The following is an 18,709-nucleotide window of genomic DNA, read 5'->3' as shown; positions in this document are numbered from 1 at the left end:
CTGACTTTCCCAAGCATTTTCCGGAGATACCGTCCATGCAACGCCTTCTTGCCCTGTTGTTGTTCTGTCTGAGCATGTCCACGCTCGGCGTCGCCCACGCGGAAACCGCGTGGTGGCAGGCCGATTGGAAGTACCGCAAACCGATCACGCTCGATGCCAGCCCCAACGGTGCCGCCCTGGGCGGCAATCTCGGGCGCACCCCCGTGCTCATCCGCCTGCACACCGGCAACTTCGCCTTTGATGGCGTTGCCGAGGGCGGCAACGACCTGCGCTTCATCGGTGCCGATGGCCACACGGTGCTCAACCACCAGGTGGAGCAGTACGACGCGGCGCTGGGCATGGCCCTGATCTGGGTGGATGTGCCTACGATCAGCGGTACCGCGGCGCAGACGATCTGGATGTACTACGGCAACGCCGGGGCACCGGGGGCGGCCAATGGCCAGCGCGTGTTCGATCCGGACTACAGCGCGGTCTATCACTTCGCCGACAGCGGCACCGAGGCACGCGACACCACCGCCTACGTCAACACGCTCACCGGTGAGTTCAAGCCGGCCGACGGCGCCATCATCGGCCGTGGCGCCCAGTTCGCAGGTACACCGCTGCACTTGCCGGGCGCACCGTCGCTTGCGGTGGTGGCCAATGGTGCGATGACCGTCTCGGCCTGGATCAAACCGGACCAGCTCGGCCCGGACCAGGCGATCTACAGCCGCCGCGAAGGCGACAACGTCCTGCTCGTCGGCCTCGACAACGGCGTGCCCTACGTGCGCGTCAACGACCAGCGCAGCCAGCCGATCCCGGCACTGGTGGCCGGCCAGTGGGCACACGTGGCGGTGACCAGCACCGAGAATGCGGTGATCCTGTACGTCGCCGGCCGCGAAGCGGTGCGGCTTGCCACCGGCCTGCCGGCCTTCACCGGTGAAGCCCTGCTCGGTGGTGACGCACTCGCCTCGGGCGCCGCGGGTGATGCGGCGGCCCTCCCGGCCGCGCAGCCGTTCCTGGGTGTGATCGATGAAGTGCGCGTGTCCAAAGTGGCGCGCCCGGCCACCGCGCTGCTGGCCGATGCCACCGCGCAGGGCGCCGAGTCGCGCCTGATCGCGTTCGGCGAAGACGAGCAATCGGCCGGTGTGAGCCACTTCGGCTTCATCCTCAAGGCGATGCCGGTCGATGCCTGGGTGGTGGTGATCGTGCTGGGCCTGATGCTGCTGCTGTCGTGGGCGATCATGATCGCCAAGAGCCGCTACTTCGGTACCGTGGCCAAGGCCAACGAGGCTTTCACCGCCCAGTACAAGAAGGTCACCGGTGCACCGGTCGCATCGCTGCAGGCGCTGGAACGTACCGGCAGCCTGGCCCCGCAGATTCGCGACGACTCCACGCTGTGGCGCCTGTACCGCATCGCGATGGACGAAATGGACGGCCGCGGTTCGCACCACCACGGCCTCACCGCCGCGGCGATCACCTCTATCCGCGCCTCGATGGATGCCGAAGTCACGCGCGAGACCGAGCGCATGTCCAAGCGCATGAACTGGCTCTCCACCACGATCGAAGGCGCGCCGTACATCGGCCTGTTCGGCACCGTGATCGGCATCATGCTGGTGTTTGCGGTGGCGGCGATGGCCGGCGCGGTGGACATCAACTCGGTGGCCCCGGGCATGGCAGCCGCCTTGCTGTGTACGGCAGCCGGCCTGGGCGTCGCGATACCGGCGCTGTTTGGCTACAACTGGCTGGCCTCGCGCGCTGAAGCGATCGCGGCGGACATGTCGGTGTTTGTCGATGAGTTCACCGCGCGCCTGGCCGAAGAGTTCGACCGCACCGCACCGGCCGCCGCAGCGCGCCCGGCGCTGGCCTGAGGAGACCACCATGGCCAGGGCAAAGCGGTTCGGCATCAAGAAACGCGAAAAAGGCATCAACGTCACCCCGTTCGTGGACGTGCTGCTGGTGGTGCTGGTGATCTTCATCCTCACCAGCAACGCCACCATTCCCGGGATCGAGGTCAACCTGCCGAAGGCCAGTTCCAGCATGGCGCTGGAGAAGCCCAAGACCAAGGCGATCACGGTCGACAACGCCGGCCAGATCTTCCTGGACGCCTACCCGGTCAGCCTGGCCGAGCTGGAGGATCGCCTGCGCACGGAGAAAGCGCTGAACCCGGATATCCCGGTGATCGTGCGCGGCGATGCGCAGGTGCAGTACGCGCGTGTAGTCGAAGTGCTCGACCTGCTGCGCAAGATCGAGCTGACCCAGGTCGGCCTGGTCACCGGCAAAGTGCAGGGGTGAGGGCGTGACTTCCCTCCACTCCCGCAGCGGTGACAGCGTGCCTGCGTGGCGCCGCTGGTGGCCCGTGGCGGCGTTGATCGTCGGCCTGGCGGCCGTGGCGTTGCTGCTCTGGTACCTGCTGTTCAAGGACACCGCCAGTACCCGCCGGCCCGTGGCCGAGATCCCGATGGTGATGTTGCCGCCGCCACCGCCGCCGCCCCCACCGGAGCCCGAGCCCGAGCCGGAGGTGACCCCTGAAGAGGTCATGCCCGAGCCCGAGCCGCTGGACGAGGTACCCAAGCCCACCGAAGAGGCGCCGACGCCGGACACCGCCGACCCGGTGACGATGGATGCCGACGCGCAGGCCGGCGGCGACAGCTTCGGTATCCAATCCGGTTCCGGCGGCGGGCGCAGTGGCGTCGGTGCCGGTGGCGCCGGCAACGCGAGTTACGGCCGTTACCTGGGCTACGTGCTGCAACAAGCCGTGGCACGTGATCCCAAGGTGCAGCGCCTGGCCTTCCAGCTGACGGTCAACGTCTGGCTGGATGACGCCGGGCAGGTGACCCGCGTCGAGCTCGCGCGCGGCAGCGGCAACACCGAAGCCGATGAAGCGGTGCTGCAGGCGATCCGCGCGATCGGCCGCATCGACGAGCGGCCACCGGCGTCGTTGAGCTTCCCCGCACGCGTGCTGGTGCAGGGCCGTCGCCCGGCCGGATGAGCTGCGCTGTCTTTCTTCTTCCCTGATATTTTCTTTCTGCGAGCAAGCCGATGACCCGTTCAACCCTTCACTCCGCGCTGCTGGGACTGCGCAGCACCGCCATCGCCACCGGCGTCGCGCTGGTTCTGGTCAGCGGCGGCGCCCACGCCCAGGCCGCGGGCGGCGAGAGCACCATGATCAAGCTGATCCGCGGCCTGATGGACAGCGGCGCGCTCAAGCCCGAGGCCGGCCAGGCCCTGCTGCTGGAAGCGCAGCGCGAATCGGCCGCAGCCCCGGCAGCGCCGGCCACCACCGCGATTGCCGCACAGCCCGGTGACGTGCGCGTGCCCTACATCCCGCAGACCGTGCGTGATGAGATCCGCGAAGAGGTCAAAGCCAGCGTCATGGCCGAGGCCAAGGCCGAACGCTGGGCCGCGCCGGACCAGGTACCCGAATGGACCCAGCGCCTGCGCGTGCAGGGCGATGTGCGCGTGCGCAACGAAAGCCGCCTGTACTCCGAGCGCAACAGCGACATCGAAGTGGACTGGGCGCGGATCAACGCCGGCAACGGCTACGACGTCAACGGCAACACCAACCTGGATCTGCCGCCGCTGCGCAATACCCGCCAGGACCGCAACAATTCCTGGCGCATCCGTGCACGCCTGGGCGTGATCGCCGAACTGGGTGAGCACACCCGTGCCGGCGTGCGCCTGGCCACCGGCAACGACAACGGCCCGGTGTCGTCCACCCAGACGCTGGGCGGCGGCCTGGCCAAGAAAGATGCCTGGCTCGACCAGGCGTGGCTGTCGTGGTCACCGGTGGCGGGGCTGGACATCCTCGGTGGCCGCTTCGGCAACCCGTACTGGTCCACTGACACGCTGTTCTCCAACGACCTCAACTTCGACGGCCTGGCGTTCAAATACGCGCAGCCGATCGGCGATGACGGTCTGTCCTTTTTCGCCACGCTGGGGCTGACGCCGCTGGAGTACTCCTCCGACAGCTTCCCCAACACCAGCCAGGACAAGATGAAGAGCGAGAACAAGTGGCTCAACGGCGCGCAGGTCGGCGCCGAGTGGCAGTTCGGTGATGCGCAGAAGCTGCGCGCCGCGGTCGGCTACTACGATTTCCGCAACATCGCCGGCGAGTACTCGCAGCCGTGCGCGCTGTATGCCGGTGCGGACTTCTGCAGCAGCGACTGGTCGCGCCCTGCGTTCATGCAGAAGGGCAACACGCTGATGCTGCTGCGGAACATCGCGCTCAATCCGCTCGATCCGGCCAACACGCCGATGCCGCAGTACGTCGGCCTGGCCTCCGAGTTCGAACTGCTCGACCTCAACCTGGCCTGGGAAACGCCGCTGTTCGCGGGCAATGCCCTGCGCTTGGAAGGGCACGCGATCAAGAACCTGGCCTACGATCCCAACCGCATGTGGGAACGCGCGCAGGGCGGCATCGTCACCAACCTGGGCACCGCCGCCAACGGCATGGCCGGGCCGCAGGACATCCAGAGCGGCGACATGGCGTATATGGCCCAGGCGACCTTCGGCCAGCTGGCGATGAAGCAGGCCGGTGACTGGAACCTGGCGGTGGGCTACAAACGCCTGGAAGGCGATGCGCTGCCCGATGCCTACAATGATTCCAACTTCCACCTCGGTGGCACCAATGCCAAGGGCTACTACCTGAGCAGCTCCTACATGTTCGACAAGAACGTGTGGCTGACCGGGCGCTGGATGGCCGCCAAGGAAGTGACCGGCGCCCCGTTGTCGATCGACGTCTTCCAGCTGGAAGTCAACGCAGGTTTCTGATCGACACCCGGCATGTCTTCGGGAGGCGGCATGCCCCCCCCCACTGCCGCCCTACCTTGGAATCCCACCATGAACACCGACACTACCCTCGCGCCTGATGTCAGCGACGATGTCGATACCGGCTCGGCACAGGCTGACAACGCCACGCCACCGGCCAGCTGGCCCATGCTCTACCGCCGCCCGGTCATACTGTCGTCGCAGTTCCACGCCCACTGGCGGGTCCGCCAGACCGGCGCCGCGTTTGCTGCCGGCAGTCACTCGATTCCGCTGATGATCGGTGAGTTCGCCGAAGCCTCGCGTGCGTATCCGCTGGTCTTCGCCGGTCCCGATCATCTGCCGCTCGCCGTGCTCGGCCTGGAAGCAGGGCAGAACCGCTTCGTCATCGCTGACCAGTGGCAGGCCCGCGCCTACATTCCCGCCTACGTGCGGCGCTACCCGTTCGTGTTTGCGCGCACTACCGATCCGGACGGCTACGTGCTGGCCATCGATGCCGACGCGGACATGGTGGTGCAGGAAGGCGAGCAGGGGCAGCCGCTGTTCGAGGGCGACCAGCCCTCGGCCATGACGCGTCATGCCCTGCAGTTCTGCGACGCCTTCACCCGCGAAGACATCGCCACGCGAGCCTTCACTGCCGCATTGGCCGAGGCCGGCGTGCTGATCGAGCGCCAGGCCGACGTGGTCCTGGCCGATGGCCGCCGCCACAGCCTGCAGGGTTTCCATGTCGTCGATCCCGCACGCCTGGATGCGCTGCCGGATGCCACCCTCGTGCACTGGCATCGCCAGGGCTGGCTGGCGCCGGTGTATTTCCACCTGGCTTCGCTGGGTCGCTTCGCCGACCTCGCCGCCGGCTGACCTGTTCTACCGGGGCGCCGTGCAGGTGTCGTCACTCCAGGCCGGTGGGAAGACCAGCCCTTCGAGTGGCGTCATCTGTGCGGCACCCGATCCGGTGCGTTCGCGCGCGGCAGCCGGCACGGCACTCCGTCCGAGCGCACAAAGGCGCGCAGCAGCGGAAATACCTGCAAGGGAAGATGGCGAAGATGGTGCGCCCGGAGGGATTCGAACCCCCGACCAATGGCTTCGGAAGCCACTACTCTATCCGGCTGAGCTACGAGCGCGTTGTGTCCTGCGTCCCGCCGGGCCGCCTGATGGGGCCACGGACCGCCAAAGCGGCGCGGGAGGAGCATTCTATCCGTAAACGCCGCGCAGGTCTGCCCCCTGCACCGATGCGCCCGGCGGCGGCGCGCCCGGCCAGCCCAGGCGGTATCCTTTACCGATGGCTTACGAACGTTTTGAAGCGCCCGAGGCGGCGCCCCCGTCGCGCTGGCGGCACTACTGGAAACTGATGCGCGCCGACCGCCCGATCGGCACCCTGCTGCTGCTCTGGCCCACCTGGTGGGCGCTGTGGCTGGCCTCCGGCGGGCGGCCGCCGCTGTGGACGCTGTTCGTGTTCACCGCCGGCGTCTGGCTGACCCGCTCGGCCGGGTGCGTGATCAACGATTACGCCGACCGCTGGCTGGACCCGCACGTCAAGCGCACCAAGGACCGCCCGCTGGCCAGTGGGGCCGTGTCCGGCCGTGAGGCGCTGGCCCTGTTCGCCGGGCTGATGATCGTCGCCTTCGCCCTGGTGCTGACCCTGAACTGGCTCACCATCGGCATGAGCTTCATCGGCGTGTTCCTGGCCGCCAGCTATCCTTACCTGAAGCGCTACACCCACCTGCCGCAGGTCTACCTCGGCATGGCCTTCGGCTGGGGCATCCCGATGGCCTTCGCCGCGGTGCAGGGCGAGGTGCCGGTGATCGGCTGGCTGCTGTACGGCGCCAACATCCTGTGGTCCACCGCGTATGACACTTGGTACGCCATGGTCGACCGCGATGACGACCTGAAGATGGGCTCGCATTCGACCGCGATCCTGTTCGGGGATCTGGACCTGGTCATCCAGGGGATTCTCTACGCGCTGTTCCTGGGCACGATGGCGCTCGTCGGCCTGCGCGCCGGGCTGGGGTTCTATTACGGCGTCGGCGTCGGCGTTGCCGCAGGGTTGATCGCCTACGAGTTCTGGATCGCCCGCAAGCGCGAGCGCGACCCGTGCTTCAAGGCCTTCCTGCACAACAACTGGGTCGGGGCCGCGCTGTTCGCCGGCATCGCGGTATCGCTGGCGCTGCGCTGAGGGGGTACCCGACCCATGCACTACGACCATTAGGCGACTGACAGCGCCGTTCCCAGCGCCCAGAATCGCTCCCATTGAATGATCGGGGAGGGTGGGCCATGAACACGTCGACGGTGGTGCAGGACGGCTGGATGGCGCGCGCGGCACTGCGCTCGGCCGCCTGGGCGGAAAAGTGGTTCCCGGATGCCTATGTGTTCGCGGTGCTCGGCGTGGTCATCGTCGCGGCCGCCGCGATGGGCTTCGGCGCAACTCCGCAGGCCACCGCCACCGCCTTCGGCGAGGGCTTCTGGAGCCTGATCCCCTTCACCATGCAGATGGCCTTCGTGGTCATCGGTGGCTATGCGGTCGCCACCGCACCGATCGTGGCGCGCTTCATCGAGCTGTTGGCCCGTGTGCCCAAGACCGGCCGTGGGGCGGTGGTCTATGTCGGCCTGATCAGCATGCTCGCCTCGCTGCTCAGCTGGGGCTTCTCGCTGGTGTTCGGCGGCCTGCTGGTGCGCGCACTGGCGCGTCGCGAAGCACTCAACATGGACTACCGCGCCGCCGGTGCCTCGGCCTACCTTGGCCTCGGCGCGGTCTGGGCGATGGGCCTGAGCTCCTCGGCCGCCCAGCTGCAGGCCAACCCGGCCAGCATGCCGCCCGGCCTGGTGGAAATCACCGGCGTGCTGCCCTTCACCGAAACCATCTTCCTGTGGCAGTCGATCGCGCTGACATCCGCGCTGATCCTGGTGTCGCTGCTGATTGCCTGGCTCACCGCACCCGGCGCCGCCACCGCGCGCACGGCCAAAGACTTCGAAGGCGCCGCCCGCGCCGAGGCCGAGCCGCTGCAGCCGCGCACCCGCCCCGGCGAGTGGCTGGAGTACAGCCCGCTGCTGACCGTGCTGCTCTCGCTGCTCGCGTTCGGCTGGCTGTTCGGCGAGTTCGCCAGCAAGCCGGTCGTCACCGCCATCGCCAACCTCAACACCTACAACTTCCTGTTCATCTCGCTCGGCCTGCTGCTGCACTGGCGCCCGCGCAGCTTCCTCAACGCCGTGGCCAAAGCCGTACCGAGCACCACCGGCGTGCTGATCCAGTTCCCGCTGTATGGCGGCATCGCGATGATCCTCACCCACGCCGCCGGCAGTGGCGATGAGACCCTCGCCCATCGCCTCTCCACGCTGTTCGTGCATATCGCCACCACCGACACCTTTGCGCTGGTGATGGGCGTGTACTCGGCGGTGCTCGGCTTCTTCGTGCCGTCCGGCGGCGGCAAGTGGATCATCGAAGCACCGTACGTCATGCAGGCTGCCAACGAGCTCAAGGCCCACCTGGGCTGGGCGGTGCAGGTCTACAACGCGGCCGAGGCGCTGCCGAACCTGATCAACCCGTTCTGGATGCTGCCGCTGCTGGGTGTGCTTGGGTTGAAGGCGCGTGACATCGTCGGCTTCACCTTCATCCAGCTGCTGGTGCACATCCCGCTGGTGCTTGGCTTGCTGTGGCTGCTCGGCATGACGCTCACCTATGTGCCACCGGTGATGCCGTGATCGTCATCTGCGCGTCATCTCCATGCGCAGGCTGGAAGATGCCCTGTTCAGTGACACATTGAGGGGGTTGGAAGGCCTTGGAATAAGGGAATTCGAACCGTTCATATGCAGGGCAACGCCTACTGCTGCATGGGCCCTGACACCGCGGAAGACGTCGGCGCGGATGCGTTGACGTGTTCGTATGCAAACCCCCACACGTCGTTAACCTGCCCCTGCAGAGGATGGCCCCGACCGCGACATTCCGTTTGCGGCAACCGGAGAATCGAGATGGCTCAGCAGAACCAGCAGAACCCGAATCAGCGCGGTGAGCAGGCCGAACGTGGTCGCGATCAGCAGCAGCAACAGCAGCAGGAACAGCAGCAGCGCAACCAGAACCAGCAGCAGGGCGGCCAGCAGGACGAGGAAGAGTGAGCCCAGCTGGCTGTTGTGTGAACTGAAGCCCCGCTCCGGCGGGGCTTCGTTCGTCTGCGGCCTGCTCAGGCCGAGCGCAGGTGCCAGCCCAGCGCATCGTCTGCGACCACCGCGCCAGGCACGACGTCATGCAACACGACGCGGAGGCCGCGCGCATTCGGCAGCACTTTCTGCTCGGGGAACCAGCGGCGCGTGGCATCGACCACGATCAACAGGCCTTCGTCATCGCCGAGGGGTGCGAAGTGCGGTGTCGGCTGTGACAACGGATTCAACCCGAAGGCCGCCTCGGCCTTCGCCTGCACTTCGCCCACGTCTTCAGCGGGCAGGCCAACCTCACTGATGCAGGTCATCTCGCTGCCATGGAACTCCCCCTGACGCGCGCCGGCAGGGAGGCGCCGCCGCGCGATCAACTCCAGGATCAGGTCGTCCGGCCCGGTGAAGTAGATCGACTCCGAATCCCAGCGGCCATCGAAGGTGAAGTGGTCATGGCCTTTCAGATCGCGCTGCAGAGTGGCGCGTGCTCTGAGCCAGTCGGTGGCCGCTTCGAAGCGATTGGCCGGTACGTTGAACGCCAGGTGCACACCGCCGACCGGGTTCGATCCTGCGGGTTGCAGCTGTAGGGTGCTCCAGCCGATGCGCACGGCCGAGCCCTCAACCGGCAGCTGAAGTTCATCGCGGAAGTACGCCACGGTGGCGGCGACATCGGACACGGGAAGATCGATCTGGTGGATGCGCATGGTGGTGTAAGTCTCCACATTGATACGTCGACATTCTGCCGCAGATGCGTGTGTCTCATTGATGAACCCGATGCACCATAAGCCGATCGCGGCCACCTATCACCGGGCATTGCTGCCGCATTTGCTACAACGATGTATCGATGCCGGGACGCACCACCGGCGCACCACACACCACTATCAGAGGAGTAGTCCCGCGATGGGCATGCTGGTCGAGGGAACATGGCAGGAAGGCACCGCGGGTGCCGCTGACAAGGACGGTCATTTCAAGCGCGAGGAGTCCACCTTCCGCGATTGGTTGAGCGCCGACGGCAGTGCTGGCCCGAATGGCGAGCCTGGTGTCAAAGCGGCGCCTGGGCGGTTCCGCCTGTATGTAAGTCTCGCCTGCCCGTGGGCACACCGCACGCTCATCGTGCGCGCGCTGAAGGGCCTGGAAGATCTGGTGCCGGCGTCGGTGGTGAACTGGCACATGGGCGATCAGGGTTGGAACTTTGAGCCCGGCCCGCAGGTGACGCCGGAGCCCGAACGCGGCGCGCGCTATCTGCACGAACTGTACGCCGCCGCCAAGCCGGGAATGACCGGCAAGGTGACCGTGCCGGTGCTGTGGGATCGCGAGCGCGGGACGATCGTCAGCAATGAATCGGCGGACATCATCCGGATGTTCAACACAGCCTATGACGGATTGGGTGCGAAGGCCGGTGACTTCTATCCGGCCGCGCTGCGTGCTGAGATCGACGCGATCAACGAACGCGTCTATGCCACCGTCAACAACGGAGTTTACCAAGCGGGTTTTGCGTCAACGCAGGAGGCGTACGAAGAGGCTGTTGGGCCGTTGTTCGATACGCTCACCTGGTTGGACGAGCGACTGCAGCAACACGCGTGGCTGGTGGGCGATGCCATGACCGAAGCCGATATCCGTCTGTTCACGACGTTGATCCGCTTCGATTCGGTGTACTACGTGCACTTCAAGTGCAACGTGCGGCGCATTGCGGACTTCGTTGGCCTGCATGCGTTCGTGGCGCGGATGATGGCGATTCCCGAGGTGGCGGATACGGTGAACTTCCAGCACATCAAGCATCACTATTACGAGAGCCATCGGCATCTCAATCCGTCGGGGATCGTGCCGGTGGGGCCGGAGCGGGCTTACTGAGGCGGCTGCCAATCCGTCAGTGAGCTGGTTCCAGGATCACCACCGGCACAGATGCCAGCAGACGCTCAAACTGCTGGTGTTGCTCCGTGTCCATTTCCCGGAAGGGAATGGGCATCGCGCCGCCCTCTACCAGTTCGATGAGATAAGCCGCCTGCAACCGCTGCACGTGCTTCACCTGGTGCCATGTTCGGAAGGCAGTCCTGCCTTTGCTCGTGCGCGAGATGCCTGCCGCACTGAAGACGAACGCACAGCGACCGACGCGAAGCATCTTCCAGGCAAAGATCGGCGGCACCACAATGGCCAGGACGACGCTCTGCACGATCGGCCAGCTCCAAGGGCTGGCGCGATTCAGATGCTCGTTCCTGGCCACCATGTCCATCGCGATGACTTCATGCAGCAACTGCCGGTACTCCGCAAGCTGGTACGACACGTCGATCTCGATGCGCGGACCTGTGTGCTCCACATACGCTCCTTGGATGTGCTTGGAAGTCATCGCCATTGCAGTGAAGTGCCATGTTCCGTGTGTCGCTGAGCGCGGCTGAACGACAGTACTTCACTTCTGGGACCGGTGCTGGGCGATGTGAGCGAAGAGAGTCTTCGTACCGATGTTCTGGAACGCCTGCGTCGTCGTATAGGCGCTGATGGCATTGTTGCGGGGCCCGGACGTCAGTATTCCTCGAGACTCCGCTTCGACGAATGCCGCGCGACGCTCGTCCTCAGTGAAGACCGCATTGGTATTCGCTATGACTCCCATGAGGAGCGTTCCCTCAAGCGTCTTGAACGGGTTGATCCTGGAATTCCCTGATAGGTAGTCGGAGGCCAGCTTTGCGAGGGCTGTCCGCATCTCATCGGTAGGGCCGCCGGTTGCGGCGCGCATGGCGTCGGTTCTCTGGGTAAGTGCCGCGTTGACGAGGGTCCTCGCATCCCCTGCTCTTGAGAGAGCGATATTCGCAGCCGAATGCCGCAGTGCCGTAGCGCTGGCAGAGGGGCTGGCAACAACGGCAGACGATGCGATGCGTCCGATGCCTACGGTATTTTTCATGTGTAGCGTCTCTCCATGTGATTCCTGCTCCCTGCTGGCACTGTGTGTGCTTGACCGCGAGGGCCAACGTTGCTGGCAGATTGGTTGCGTGGCGTGGGATGTGGTGGTCGCCGATGCACTGCTATTGCACCCCCATCCCTCGATCCAACTGCCGATACCCGATCGCCTCTGCCACATGCGCCGTCGCGATGTCCTGCGCATGGCCCAGATCCGCCAATGTCCGCGCCACCCGCAGGATGCGATGCATCGAGCGCGCTGACAGCTGCAACCGCTCCACTGCATCCTCCAGCAGTTGCTGATCCTCTCGTGACAGCCGGCAATGCTCGCTCAGCTCGAACGGCAGCAGCTGTGCATTGGCCTTGCCACTTCGCAGCAACTGCACTTCCCGCGCGGCCACCACACGGGCGCGAACACTCGCACTGTCCTCGCCCAGCGGCGCGTCATCGCGCAGCTCGCGCGGGTCCAGCCGAGGCACTTCCACATGCAGATCGATGCGGTCCATCAATGGCCCGGAGACACGCCCGCGGTAGCGACGGATGACCTCCTCGGTGCAGAGACAGCGCCCGCTGCGATCCCCGGCCCAGCCACACGGGCACGGATTCATTGCCGCAACGAGCTGAAACCGCGCAGGAAAGCGCTCGGTGCGGGCCGCGCGGCTGACCACGGCCACCCCGGATTCGATCGGCTCGCGCATGACCTCCAGCGCGTGTCGACTCCATTCGGGCAGTTCATCCAGGAACAACACGCCGTTGTGCGCCAGCGAGATCTCGCCAGGGCGCGGATGCGAGCCGCCGCCAATCAGCGCGACGGCGCTGGCGGTGTGGTGCGGCGCTCTGTAGGGCCGCTGCCGCCAGCGTCCCGCATCAATGCCCTGGCCGCTGCACGAGGCGATGGTGGCCGCTTCCAGGGCCTCCAGCTCGCTGGCGGCGGGCAGGATGCCGGGCAGGCGCGAGGCCAGCAGGGTCTTGCCGCAGCCGGGCGTGCCGAGCAGCAACAGGTGATGCCCGCCGGCCGCCGCGACCTCCAGCGCCCGGCGCGCCTGCAGCTGGCCGCGCACGTCGCGCAGGTCGGGAATGCTGGCCGGCAGTGGGTCAGCCGCCACGGCAGGTGGCAGCGTGCCGCTCTCAAGGGCGCTGCAGACCTCCAGCAGGGTGCGGGCAACGCGGACGTCGGCGTGCTGGGCCAGTGCGGCCTCTTCGCTGTTCGCGGCGGCCACGATGAGGCTGCGACCGTCCCGGGCGGCAGCGATCGCGGCAGGCAGGACGCCGTCGACTCCGCGCAGTTCACCGGTGAGGGCCAGCTCGCCCAGGAACTCGAACCTGTCCAGCGACTGCGCATCGATCTGACCGCTGGCGGCGAGAATGCCCAGCGCGATGGCCAGATCGAATCGCCCGCCCTCCTTGGGCAGATCGGCCGGGGCCAGGTTGATGGTGATGCGCCGCTGTGGAAACTCGAACCGCGCGCAGATCAGCGCAGCACGCACGCGGTCACGCGATTCCCGCACGGCGGCGGCAGGCAGCCCCACGATCTGGGTATGCGGCAACCCGCCGGACAGAAATACCTCGATCCGTACGGCCGGCGCTTTGACGCCGGCGCGGGCACGGCTGTGCACCAGCGCAAGGCTCATGCGGTTGTTTCCGGGGTCTGCAGCATGCCGAGCACAATGGCAGCGCATGGAGCACCCGATCCATCGGCACTTGCCGCGCCGTGGGGTAGGCAATCGCCGCCACCGTGTCCGGTACTGCCGCTAGACTGGATGCCCCCACGCTCCACGCCGTCGAACACCATGGATATGCACCACCGCTCCGGCCCCATCGAACTGGTCGCCATCGATATGGACGGGACCCTGCTCGATCCCGCGCACATGCTCACGCCCCGGGTCATGCACGCCATCGCGCGCGCCCGCGCGCAGGGCGTCCAAGTGGTGCTGGCCAGTGGCCGCCCGGTGTCCGGCATGGCGCCGTTCCTGCAACAGTTGGGTATCGAGAGCGAGCAGGATTACTGCATCGCCTGCAATGGCGCCGTGGTGCAGAACATCGGTAGCGGCCAGCGCGTCATCGAGTTTCCGCTGAGCTTCGAGGATTTCGTCTTCTGCGAGCGGATCTCGCGCGAGCTGGGCATCCATTTCCAGGCGCTCGATGGCCGGCGCATGTATACGCCCAACCAGGACATCAGTATCTACACAGTGGCCGATTCGCACCTGTCGAATGTGCCACTGTCGTATCGCCGGGTGGCGGATATGGACCCGGCGATGCAGTTCATCAAACTCATGATGATCGATGAGCCGGAGGTGCTGGATGCGGCCATCCAGCGCCTGCCGTCGGAACTGACCGATCGCTTCGCGGTGCTCAAGAGCGCGCCGTTCTTCCTGGAGGTGTTCGATCATCGGGCCGGGAAGGGGCCGAGCCTGGAGAAGCTGGCCGCGCATCTGGGGGTGGACCGGGCCAACGTGATGGCGGTCGGCGACCAGGAGAACGACCTGACCATGCTGCAGTTCGCCGGGACAAGCGTCGCCATGGGCAACGCGATTCCGGCGGTGAAGCAGACGGCGCGCTTCGAGACGGCGAGCAACGCCGAGGATGGCGTAGCGTTGGCGATCGAGCGGTTCGTGCTGCAGGACGTGTGATCGTGCGCGTTACTCGCCTGCGCCGCTGCGGCGCGGCTTTGCGTGCGACCAAGGCAAGGCCATCATCAGTGCAAACACCAGCAGGGTCGGCAGGGTGAAGACCCACATCTCCCCGGTACCCTTGCCTGCGCCGATGGCGAGCAGGCCGAGCGCACCCAGCTCCAGTTCGCTGATGGACGTCAGGTTGAACGCCAGGACAGGTATACAGGCGATGAATGGAGCAGGCAGAACACCATGGCCTGCGACAATCAATGTCGGTGCGAGCAGGGCGGCCAACCCGGAGAACACGATGCGGTAGGCGTTGCGCGAGCGCACACCGTCAATGCGCATGAACCGCATCAGGCACAGTGCGGCGATCACCGCCGCGAGGCTGGCACCGGCGATAGCCAGCATCTGGGAACCTTGTTCACTCATTCAGACGTCCTTTTCGCATCGTGGATGGAGGGCAGCCGCTGCCGCCTCCGCAGATCCTGGCGTTGCCTCACTCGCGAGGCGCAGCCGCCCCACGCGCTTCCAGCTCGGCCACCACCTTCTCCAGCGCCTCCAGCTTCTCGCGGGTGCGCAGCAGCACGGCACGCTGCACATCGAACTCCTCGCGGGTCACCAGGTCCAGCTTGCCCAGCCCGGCCTGCAGCGCGGTCTTGAAGGTGGCCTGCAGTTCTTCGCGCGACTGGCGCAGGCCCGGTGGGACCATGTCGCTCAGGCGGCGGGCGAGGTCATCGAGGTGGTTGAGGTCGATCATGCTGCGGCTCCGCGGGGTATACGCCAAGGATAAGGCGCCACGCTGCCGGCAGCACGGACCGCGTGCATCGCGTTCACCGGCGGACAGGCGTTATCCTCGCAGCCTGGAACACAGGAGTGCAGACGGATGAAGATGGTCATGGCGGTGGTCAAGCCGTTCAAGCTCGACGATGTGCGCGAAGCACTGGCCGAGCGCGGCGTCACCGGGATCACGGTCACCGAGGTCAAGGGCTTCGGGCGGCAGAAAGGCCACACCGAGCTTTACCGCGGGGCGGAGTACGTGGTCGATTTCCTGCCCAAGGTGAAGATCGAGGTGGCCGTCGTCGACAATCAGGTCGAGGAGGTGGTGGAAGCCATTGTCAAAGCCGCCGGCACCGGCAAGATCGGCGACGGCAAGGTCTTCGTGTACGACCTGGGCAGCGTGGTGCGCATCCGCACCGGCGAACTGGACGCCGACGCGCTGTAACGCGCGCCGGCTTTCCCGGGGGCACCCTCGATCAGGCGTGGCCCTTGAACCTGCGGTAGAAGCGCTTCCAGGCCGCGCGCACGCCAGCCACCCAGCGCGGGTCGGCCACCTGGGCCGCCTCGGAGGCGCTGGGGCGCTCGCCGGTCAGGCGCTGGCGCATCTTCAGCAGGTTCTTCATGTCGCTGCGGCGCAGCTGGCGCGAGACCGGGTGCACCGGCAGCCAGCGCGGGCTGCGCCAGGCCGAGGTGAAATCCACCAGCACCGGCACGCCACCGCTGACCATTACATTGGTGCCATGCAGATCGTTGTGGGTGATGCCGGCGGCATGCAGGCGGGTGAGCGCGTACTGCAGCTGCTCGAACACCTCCACGCCGACCGACTGGGCCGCGCTCAGGGTCTGGCCGGGAATGAACTCCATGCCCAGCGCCAGGCCACCGATGGTGCCGAGCAGGGCCGGGGCGTGCTTCCAGCCGCTGAGGCGCTGCAGGATGCGTGCTTCGCGGCGGACCAGCAGGCGCGCGATCGGCGACAGCGGGGTGCCGCGGTAACGGGTGTAATCCTTGACCACCGCGGGCTGACCATTGAGGCAGGTGCGGTAGACGTCAGGTTCCAGGAGGCGTTCGCCGCGCTTGAGCAGCTCGGCGGGGGCGGTGTCATCGACACACGGGGCAACAATTGTGTTCATAGGGGTCTGTGCGACCCGGCGGTCGGCGCAATGCGTCAGGCGTACCGGTGCTGCTTACTGTGGGGAACTAAAGATTTCGTTAATTTTAGTACTCGCCAGTACACGAATCCAGATGATGTCGGAGAAATGTCGTCGCCCAGCGTGGAACAGTTCGTCACGCTGAAGCGGACAATCTTGTATCGTTTGGAATAATTTCGTTTTCAATCAGTCGCTTGGGTGGCGGGCGATTGAGCAATCCGTTGAAGGAACGGCAGGAGTGCGTCGCGCAACTGGTCCAGGCCTGGCTGTTCTATCGGGAAGTGACCGCACGCCTCCAGCAGCACCCGCTGGCGGGGCGCGGCCAGCCGCTCGAAGAAGGGATCGCTGATCTGAACCGGCGTCCACGCGTCGCACGCGGGATGGACCATCAACACCGGGCAACGGGTGAACTGCTCGGGCTCCTCGGCTGGCGGGGTGTCGAACAAGGACGCGAGCAGGCCCAGCGGTACCCGGTTGCCGCCGCCCAGCGGGTCGCGGCAGACCAGCGCTGACAGCGCGGGATCGCGCGACATCCGGTCCATGTGGGTGAACCAGCGCACCGGCACGCGCAGGCCGCGGGTCAGCCGGCTCAAGGGGCGCAGGGCAGGCAGCAGCCGACGCATCCAGGGCTTCCGCACCAGCGCAGCCTGCACGGCGGGATCGCGCGGGTCGGCCAGGGTGGTGGCCACCAGACCGCGCACCCAAGGCGATTCGGCGGCGACCAGATAGGCCAGGTAGCCGCCGATGCTGGCACCGAGCAGGACGAAGGGTCGCGCGCGCTGTGCGTGTTCGGCCTCGATGAGCGTCAGCAGGGTGCGCTTCCACGCCGCGTAGTCCACCTGTGACCAGGGCGCGGGGCTGAGCCCGTAGCCCGGCAGATCGGGGGCCAATACCTCATGGCCGGCCACCGCCAGGCGCTGTGCCAGTGGCGCAAACATGCGCCCGTAACCGCCGGCGCCATGCACCAGCACCACGCTCAGCGCGGCGTCGGCAGGGCCATGGCGATCCAGTTGCAGGGCGCCGAAGGAACCTTCAATGCGCTCCGCACGTGGCGCCACAGCACCGGCTACCGGGTCGAAAAACCCTTGGTAGGCTTGGCTGAGGGCGGGGTAGGGATCGAAGGCGGCGGGACCGTGCATCGGGACAGTCTAGGCGGTCTGTTCAGCCACGCTGCGCTGAACGCCGCCCACCTCGTGCTTGACCGCGACGCGGGCGCTGCCGACCATATGCTGTTGCTCGCGACATCGGCGGCCGCCCCTCCCCGGCACGTCCCCGCCTCCTGCCGCCCTATCGATGCCGGTCACTGCCGTGCATCGCCCCCACCATTTCGGGTCCGGCCATGCCGGAGGAAGACTGATGATCAAGATCGTGCTGGCAGGGCTGTTCATCGCCTGCGTGCTGTACATCCATTACCGCGGCAAAGTGCGTGCGCGCTGGTCGCGCCAGCTGCTGGACCACTCCAGCTTCATGGCCCCGATCAACGTGATCATGTACGCGTTCTCGAAGGTACCGACCACGCCGTTCCTGGATCCGGGCAAGGAATTCCCGCAGCTCGAGCCGCTGCGCCAGAACTGGCAGATGATCCGCGACGAAGCGCTGGCCCTGCGCGACGCGGACAAGATCGCCGCGTCCAGCACGTTCAACGATGCCGGCTTCAACTCGTTCTTCCGTCGTGGCTGGAAGCGCTTCTATCTGAAGTGGTACGGCCCCTCGCACCCCTCGGCCAAGGCGCTGTGCCCGAAGACCACCGCGCTGCTGGAATCACTGCCGGACGTGCGTGCGGCGATGTTCGCCCAGCTGCCCTCGGGCAGCGAACTGCGCCCGCACCGCGATCCCTTCGCCGGCTCGCTGCGTCTGCACCTGGGCCTGGCCACGCCGAACGACGATGGCTGCTACATCGTGGTGGATGGCATCAAGAAGAGCTGGCGTGATGGCGAGTGGATGATGTTCGATGAGACCTACATCCACCACGCGCACAACGAGACGCCCGACGACCGGGTGATCCTGTTCTGCGACATCGCCCGCCCGCTGCGCTTCGGCCTGCCGGGCCTGTTCAACCGCGCGGTGGCCTCCACGCTGCTGGCCGGTGGTGCCTCGCCAAACCTGCCGGGTGACCCGACCGGTGGCGTCAACAAGGCCTTCGGCAGCGTCTACAAGGTGCGCCTGAAGGCCAAGGCCCTGCGCGAGCGCAGCGTGGTGGCCTACCAGGTGATCAAGTGGGGCCTGGTGGTGGCGGTGATTGCTGGGATCTGGGCGATCTGAGGCCTTGGTTTCATGAGGTTGCCGGCCAGCGGCCGGCACTACCGTAAACGCAAAAAACCCGCGCTGTCGCCAGCGCGGGTTTTTTGTTTGTCCGCATGCATCGCGGTTTCAGGGCGCACCGACCAACGGTCGGTG

General features: G+C 66.5%; 20 protein-coding genes and 1 tRNA gene. 12 read left to right on the top strand and 9 right to left on the bottom strand.

Features of this window, described 5'->3' with window-relative positions; genetic code table 11:
• Nucleotides 1-35: 35 nt before the first annotated feature.
• The 5 genes from ACE026_RS10855 to ACE026_RS10835 all read left to right on the top strand — a co-directional run bounded on the left by ACE026_RS10855 (nucleotide 36) and on the right by ACE026_RS10835 (nucleotide 5,601).
• Entirely contained in the window at nucleotides 36-1,847 is a 1,812-nt protein-coding gene (locus ACE026_RS10855; protein ID WP_486038999.1) for a DUF2341 domain-containing protein, read from the top strand.
• A 10-nt stretch (nucleotides 1,848-1,857) separates the two neighbouring features.
• Nucleotides 1,858-2,271 (top strand): ExbD/TolR family protein, encoded by a 414-nt coding sequence (locus tag ACE026_RS10850; protein ID WP_088433529.1) that lies wholly within the window; start codon nucleotides 1,858-1,860, stop codon nucleotides 2,269-2,271.
• Between the two features lie 4 nt (nucleotides 2,272-2,275).
• A complete protein-coding gene (locus tag ACE026_RS10845; protein WP_486038998.1) occupies nucleotides 2,276-2,968 on the top strand; it encodes an energy transducer TonB family protein in 693 nt (230 codons plus the stop codon).
• Nucleotides 2,969-3,018: 50 nt separating this feature from the next.
• Nucleotides 3,019-4,749 (top strand): putative porin, encoded by a 1,731-nt coding sequence (locus ACE026_RS10840; protein WP_486038997.1) that lies wholly within the window; start codon nucleotides 3,019-3,021, stop codon nucleotides 4,747-4,749.
• A gap of 69 nt (nucleotides 4,750-4,818) precedes the next feature.
• Nucleotides 4,819-5,601 (top strand): SapC family protein, encoded by a 783-nt coding sequence (locus tag ACE026_RS10835; RefSeq protein ID WP_486038996.1) that lies wholly within the window; start codon nucleotides 4,819-4,821, stop codon nucleotides 5,599-5,601.
• A 186-nt stretch (nucleotides 5,602-5,787) separates the two neighbouring features.
• Here the strand turns inward: ACE026_RS10835 and ACE026_RS10830 are convergent.
• Nucleotides 5,788-5,864: transfer RNA gene (locus ACE026_RS10830), tRNA-Arg, on the bottom strand.
• Nucleotides 5,865-6,022: 158 nt separating this feature from the next.
• Between ACE026_RS10830 and ubiA the strand changes: the two genes are divergently transcribed.
• The 3 genes from ubiA (at nucleotide 6,023) to ACE026_RS10815 (ending at nucleotide 8,850) form a co-directional block, all read left to right on the top strand.
• Entirely contained in the window at nucleotides 6,023-6,916 is an 894-nt protein-coding gene (gene ubiA / locus ACE026_RS10825; RefSeq protein ID WP_486038995.1) for a 4-hydroxybenzoate octaprenyltransferase, read from the top strand.
• 131 nt (nucleotides 6,917-7,047) lie between these two features.
• Nucleotides 7,048-8,439 carry a short-chain fatty acid transporter gene (locus ACE026_RS10820; RefSeq protein WP_486039141.1) on the top strand — a complete coding sequence of 464 codons (1,392 nt, stop codon included), beginning with the start codon at nucleotides 7,048-7,050 and terminating at the stop codon, nucleotides 8,437-8,439.
• Nucleotides 8,440-8,706: 267 nt separating this feature from the next.
• A complete protein-coding gene (locus ACE026_RS10815; RefSeq protein ID WP_346467656.1) occupies nucleotides 8,707-8,850 on the top strand; it encodes a hypothetical protein in 144 nt (47 codons plus the stop codon).
• A 65-nt stretch (nucleotides 8,851-8,915) separates the two neighbouring features.
• Here ACE026_RS10815 and ACE026_RS10810 read toward each other — a convergent pair whose 3' ends face one another.
• Nucleotides 8,916-9,587 (bottom strand): VOC family protein, encoded by a 672-nt coding sequence (locus ACE026_RS10810; RefSeq protein ID WP_486038994.1) that lies wholly within the window; start codon nucleotides 9,585-9,587, stop codon nucleotides 8,916-8,918.
• A 196-nt stretch (nucleotides 9,588-9,783) separates the two neighbouring features.
• Here ACE026_RS10810 and ACE026_RS10805 point away from each other — a divergent pair, with 196 nt between their 5' ends.
• Nucleotides 9,784-10,734, top strand: a complete 951-nt coding sequence (locus tag ACE026_RS10805) for a glutathione S-transferase family protein (RefSeq protein ID WP_486039140.1) — start codon at nucleotides 9,784-9,786, stop codon at nucleotides 10,732-10,734.
• A gap of 16 nt (nucleotides 10,735-10,750) precedes the next feature.
• On the opposite strand, the gene ACE026_RS10800 is transcribed toward ACE026_RS10805, so the two are convergent.
• From ACE026_RS10800 to ACE026_RS10790, 3 genes are all read right to left on the bottom strand, one after another.
• Nucleotides 10,751-11,227, bottom strand: a complete 477-nt coding sequence (locus ACE026_RS10800; RefSeq protein WP_486038993.1) for a YcxB family protein — start codon at nucleotides 11,225-11,227, stop codon at nucleotides 10,751-10,753.
• A gap of 60 nt (nucleotides 11,228-11,287) precedes the next feature.
• The gene (locus tag ACE026_RS10795; protein ID WP_486038992.1) at nucleotides 11,288-11,776 is read right to left on the bottom strand and encodes a hypothetical protein; all 489 of its coding nucleotides are present in this window, start codon (nucleotides 11,774-11,776) and stop codon (nucleotides 11,288-11,290) included.
• A 121-nt stretch (nucleotides 11,777-11,897) separates the two neighbouring features.
• On the bottom strand, nucleotides 11,898-13,403 hold the full coding sequence (locus ACE026_RS10790; protein ID WP_486038991.1) for a YifB family Mg chelatase-like AAA ATPase: 1,506 nt from the start codon (nucleotides 13,401-13,403) through the stop codon (nucleotides 11,898-11,900).
• Between the two features lie 159 nt (nucleotides 13,404-13,562).
• Here ACE026_RS10790 and yidA point away from each other — a divergent pair, with 159 nt between their 5' ends.
• Entirely contained in the window at nucleotides 13,563-14,402 is an 840-nt protein-coding gene (gene yidA / locus ACE026_RS10785; RefSeq protein ID WP_486038990.1) for a sugar-phosphatase, read from the top strand.
• Between the two features lie 9 nt (nucleotides 14,403-14,411).
• Here the strand turns inward: yidA and ACE026_RS10780 are convergent, their stop codons facing one another.
• Both ACE026_RS10780 and ubiK read right to left on the bottom strand, forming a co-directional pair.
• Nucleotides 14,412-14,816, bottom strand: a complete 405-nt coding sequence (locus ACE026_RS10780) for a hypothetical protein (protein ID WP_486038989.1) — start codon at nucleotides 14,814-14,816, stop codon at nucleotides 14,412-14,414.
• A gap of 67 nt (nucleotides 14,817-14,883) precedes the next feature.
• A complete protein-coding gene (gene ubiK / locus ACE026_RS10775; RefSeq protein WP_121040696.1) occupies nucleotides 14,884-15,144 on the bottom strand; it encodes a ubiquinone biosynthesis accessory factor UbiK in 261 nt (86 codons plus the stop codon).
• 126 nt (nucleotides 15,145-15,270) lie between these two features.
• On the opposite strand from ubiK, the gene ACE026_RS10770 reads away from it, so the two are divergent.
• Nucleotides 15,271-15,609, top strand: coding sequence for a P-II family nitrogen regulator (locus ACE026_RS10770; protein ID WP_070472404.1), 339 nt, complete (start codon nucleotides 15,271-15,273; stop codon nucleotides 15,607-15,609).
• A 31-nt stretch (nucleotides 15,610-15,640) separates the two neighbouring features.
• Here the strand turns inward: ACE026_RS10770 and ACE026_RS10765 are convergent, their stop codons facing one another.
• Both ACE026_RS10765 and ACE026_RS10760 read right to left on the bottom strand, forming a co-directional pair.
• The gene (locus ACE026_RS10765) at nucleotides 15,641-16,294 is read right to left on the bottom strand and encodes an RIO1 family regulatory kinase/ATPase domain-containing protein (protein ID WP_486038988.1); all 654 of its coding nucleotides are present in this window, start codon (nucleotides 16,292-16,294) and stop codon (nucleotides 15,641-15,643) included.
• 200 nt (nucleotides 16,295-16,494) lie between these two features.
• Nucleotides 16,495-17,451 carry an alpha/beta fold hydrolase gene (locus ACE026_RS10760; protein WP_486038987.1) on the bottom strand — a complete coding sequence of 319 codons (957 nt, stop codon included), beginning with the start codon at nucleotides 17,449-17,451 and terminating at the stop codon, nucleotides 16,495-16,497.
• Between the two features lie 217 nt (nucleotides 17,452-17,668).
• On the opposite strand from ACE026_RS10760, the gene ACE026_RS10755 reads away from it, so the two are divergent.
• Nucleotides 17,669-18,574 carry an aspartyl/asparaginyl beta-hydroxylase domain-containing protein gene (locus ACE026_RS10755; protein WP_070472400.1) on the top strand — a complete coding sequence of 302 codons (906 nt, stop codon included), beginning with the start codon at nucleotides 17,669-17,671 and terminating at the stop codon, nucleotides 18,572-18,574.
• The last annotated feature ends 135 nt before the right edge of the window (nucleotides 18,575-18,709 follow it).

Source organism: Stenotrophomonas sp. AGC87 (genome assembly GCF_057333975.1).
Note: the sequence above shows the minus strand (reverse complement) of the source record. Positions and strands in the feature narration are given on the sequence as shown.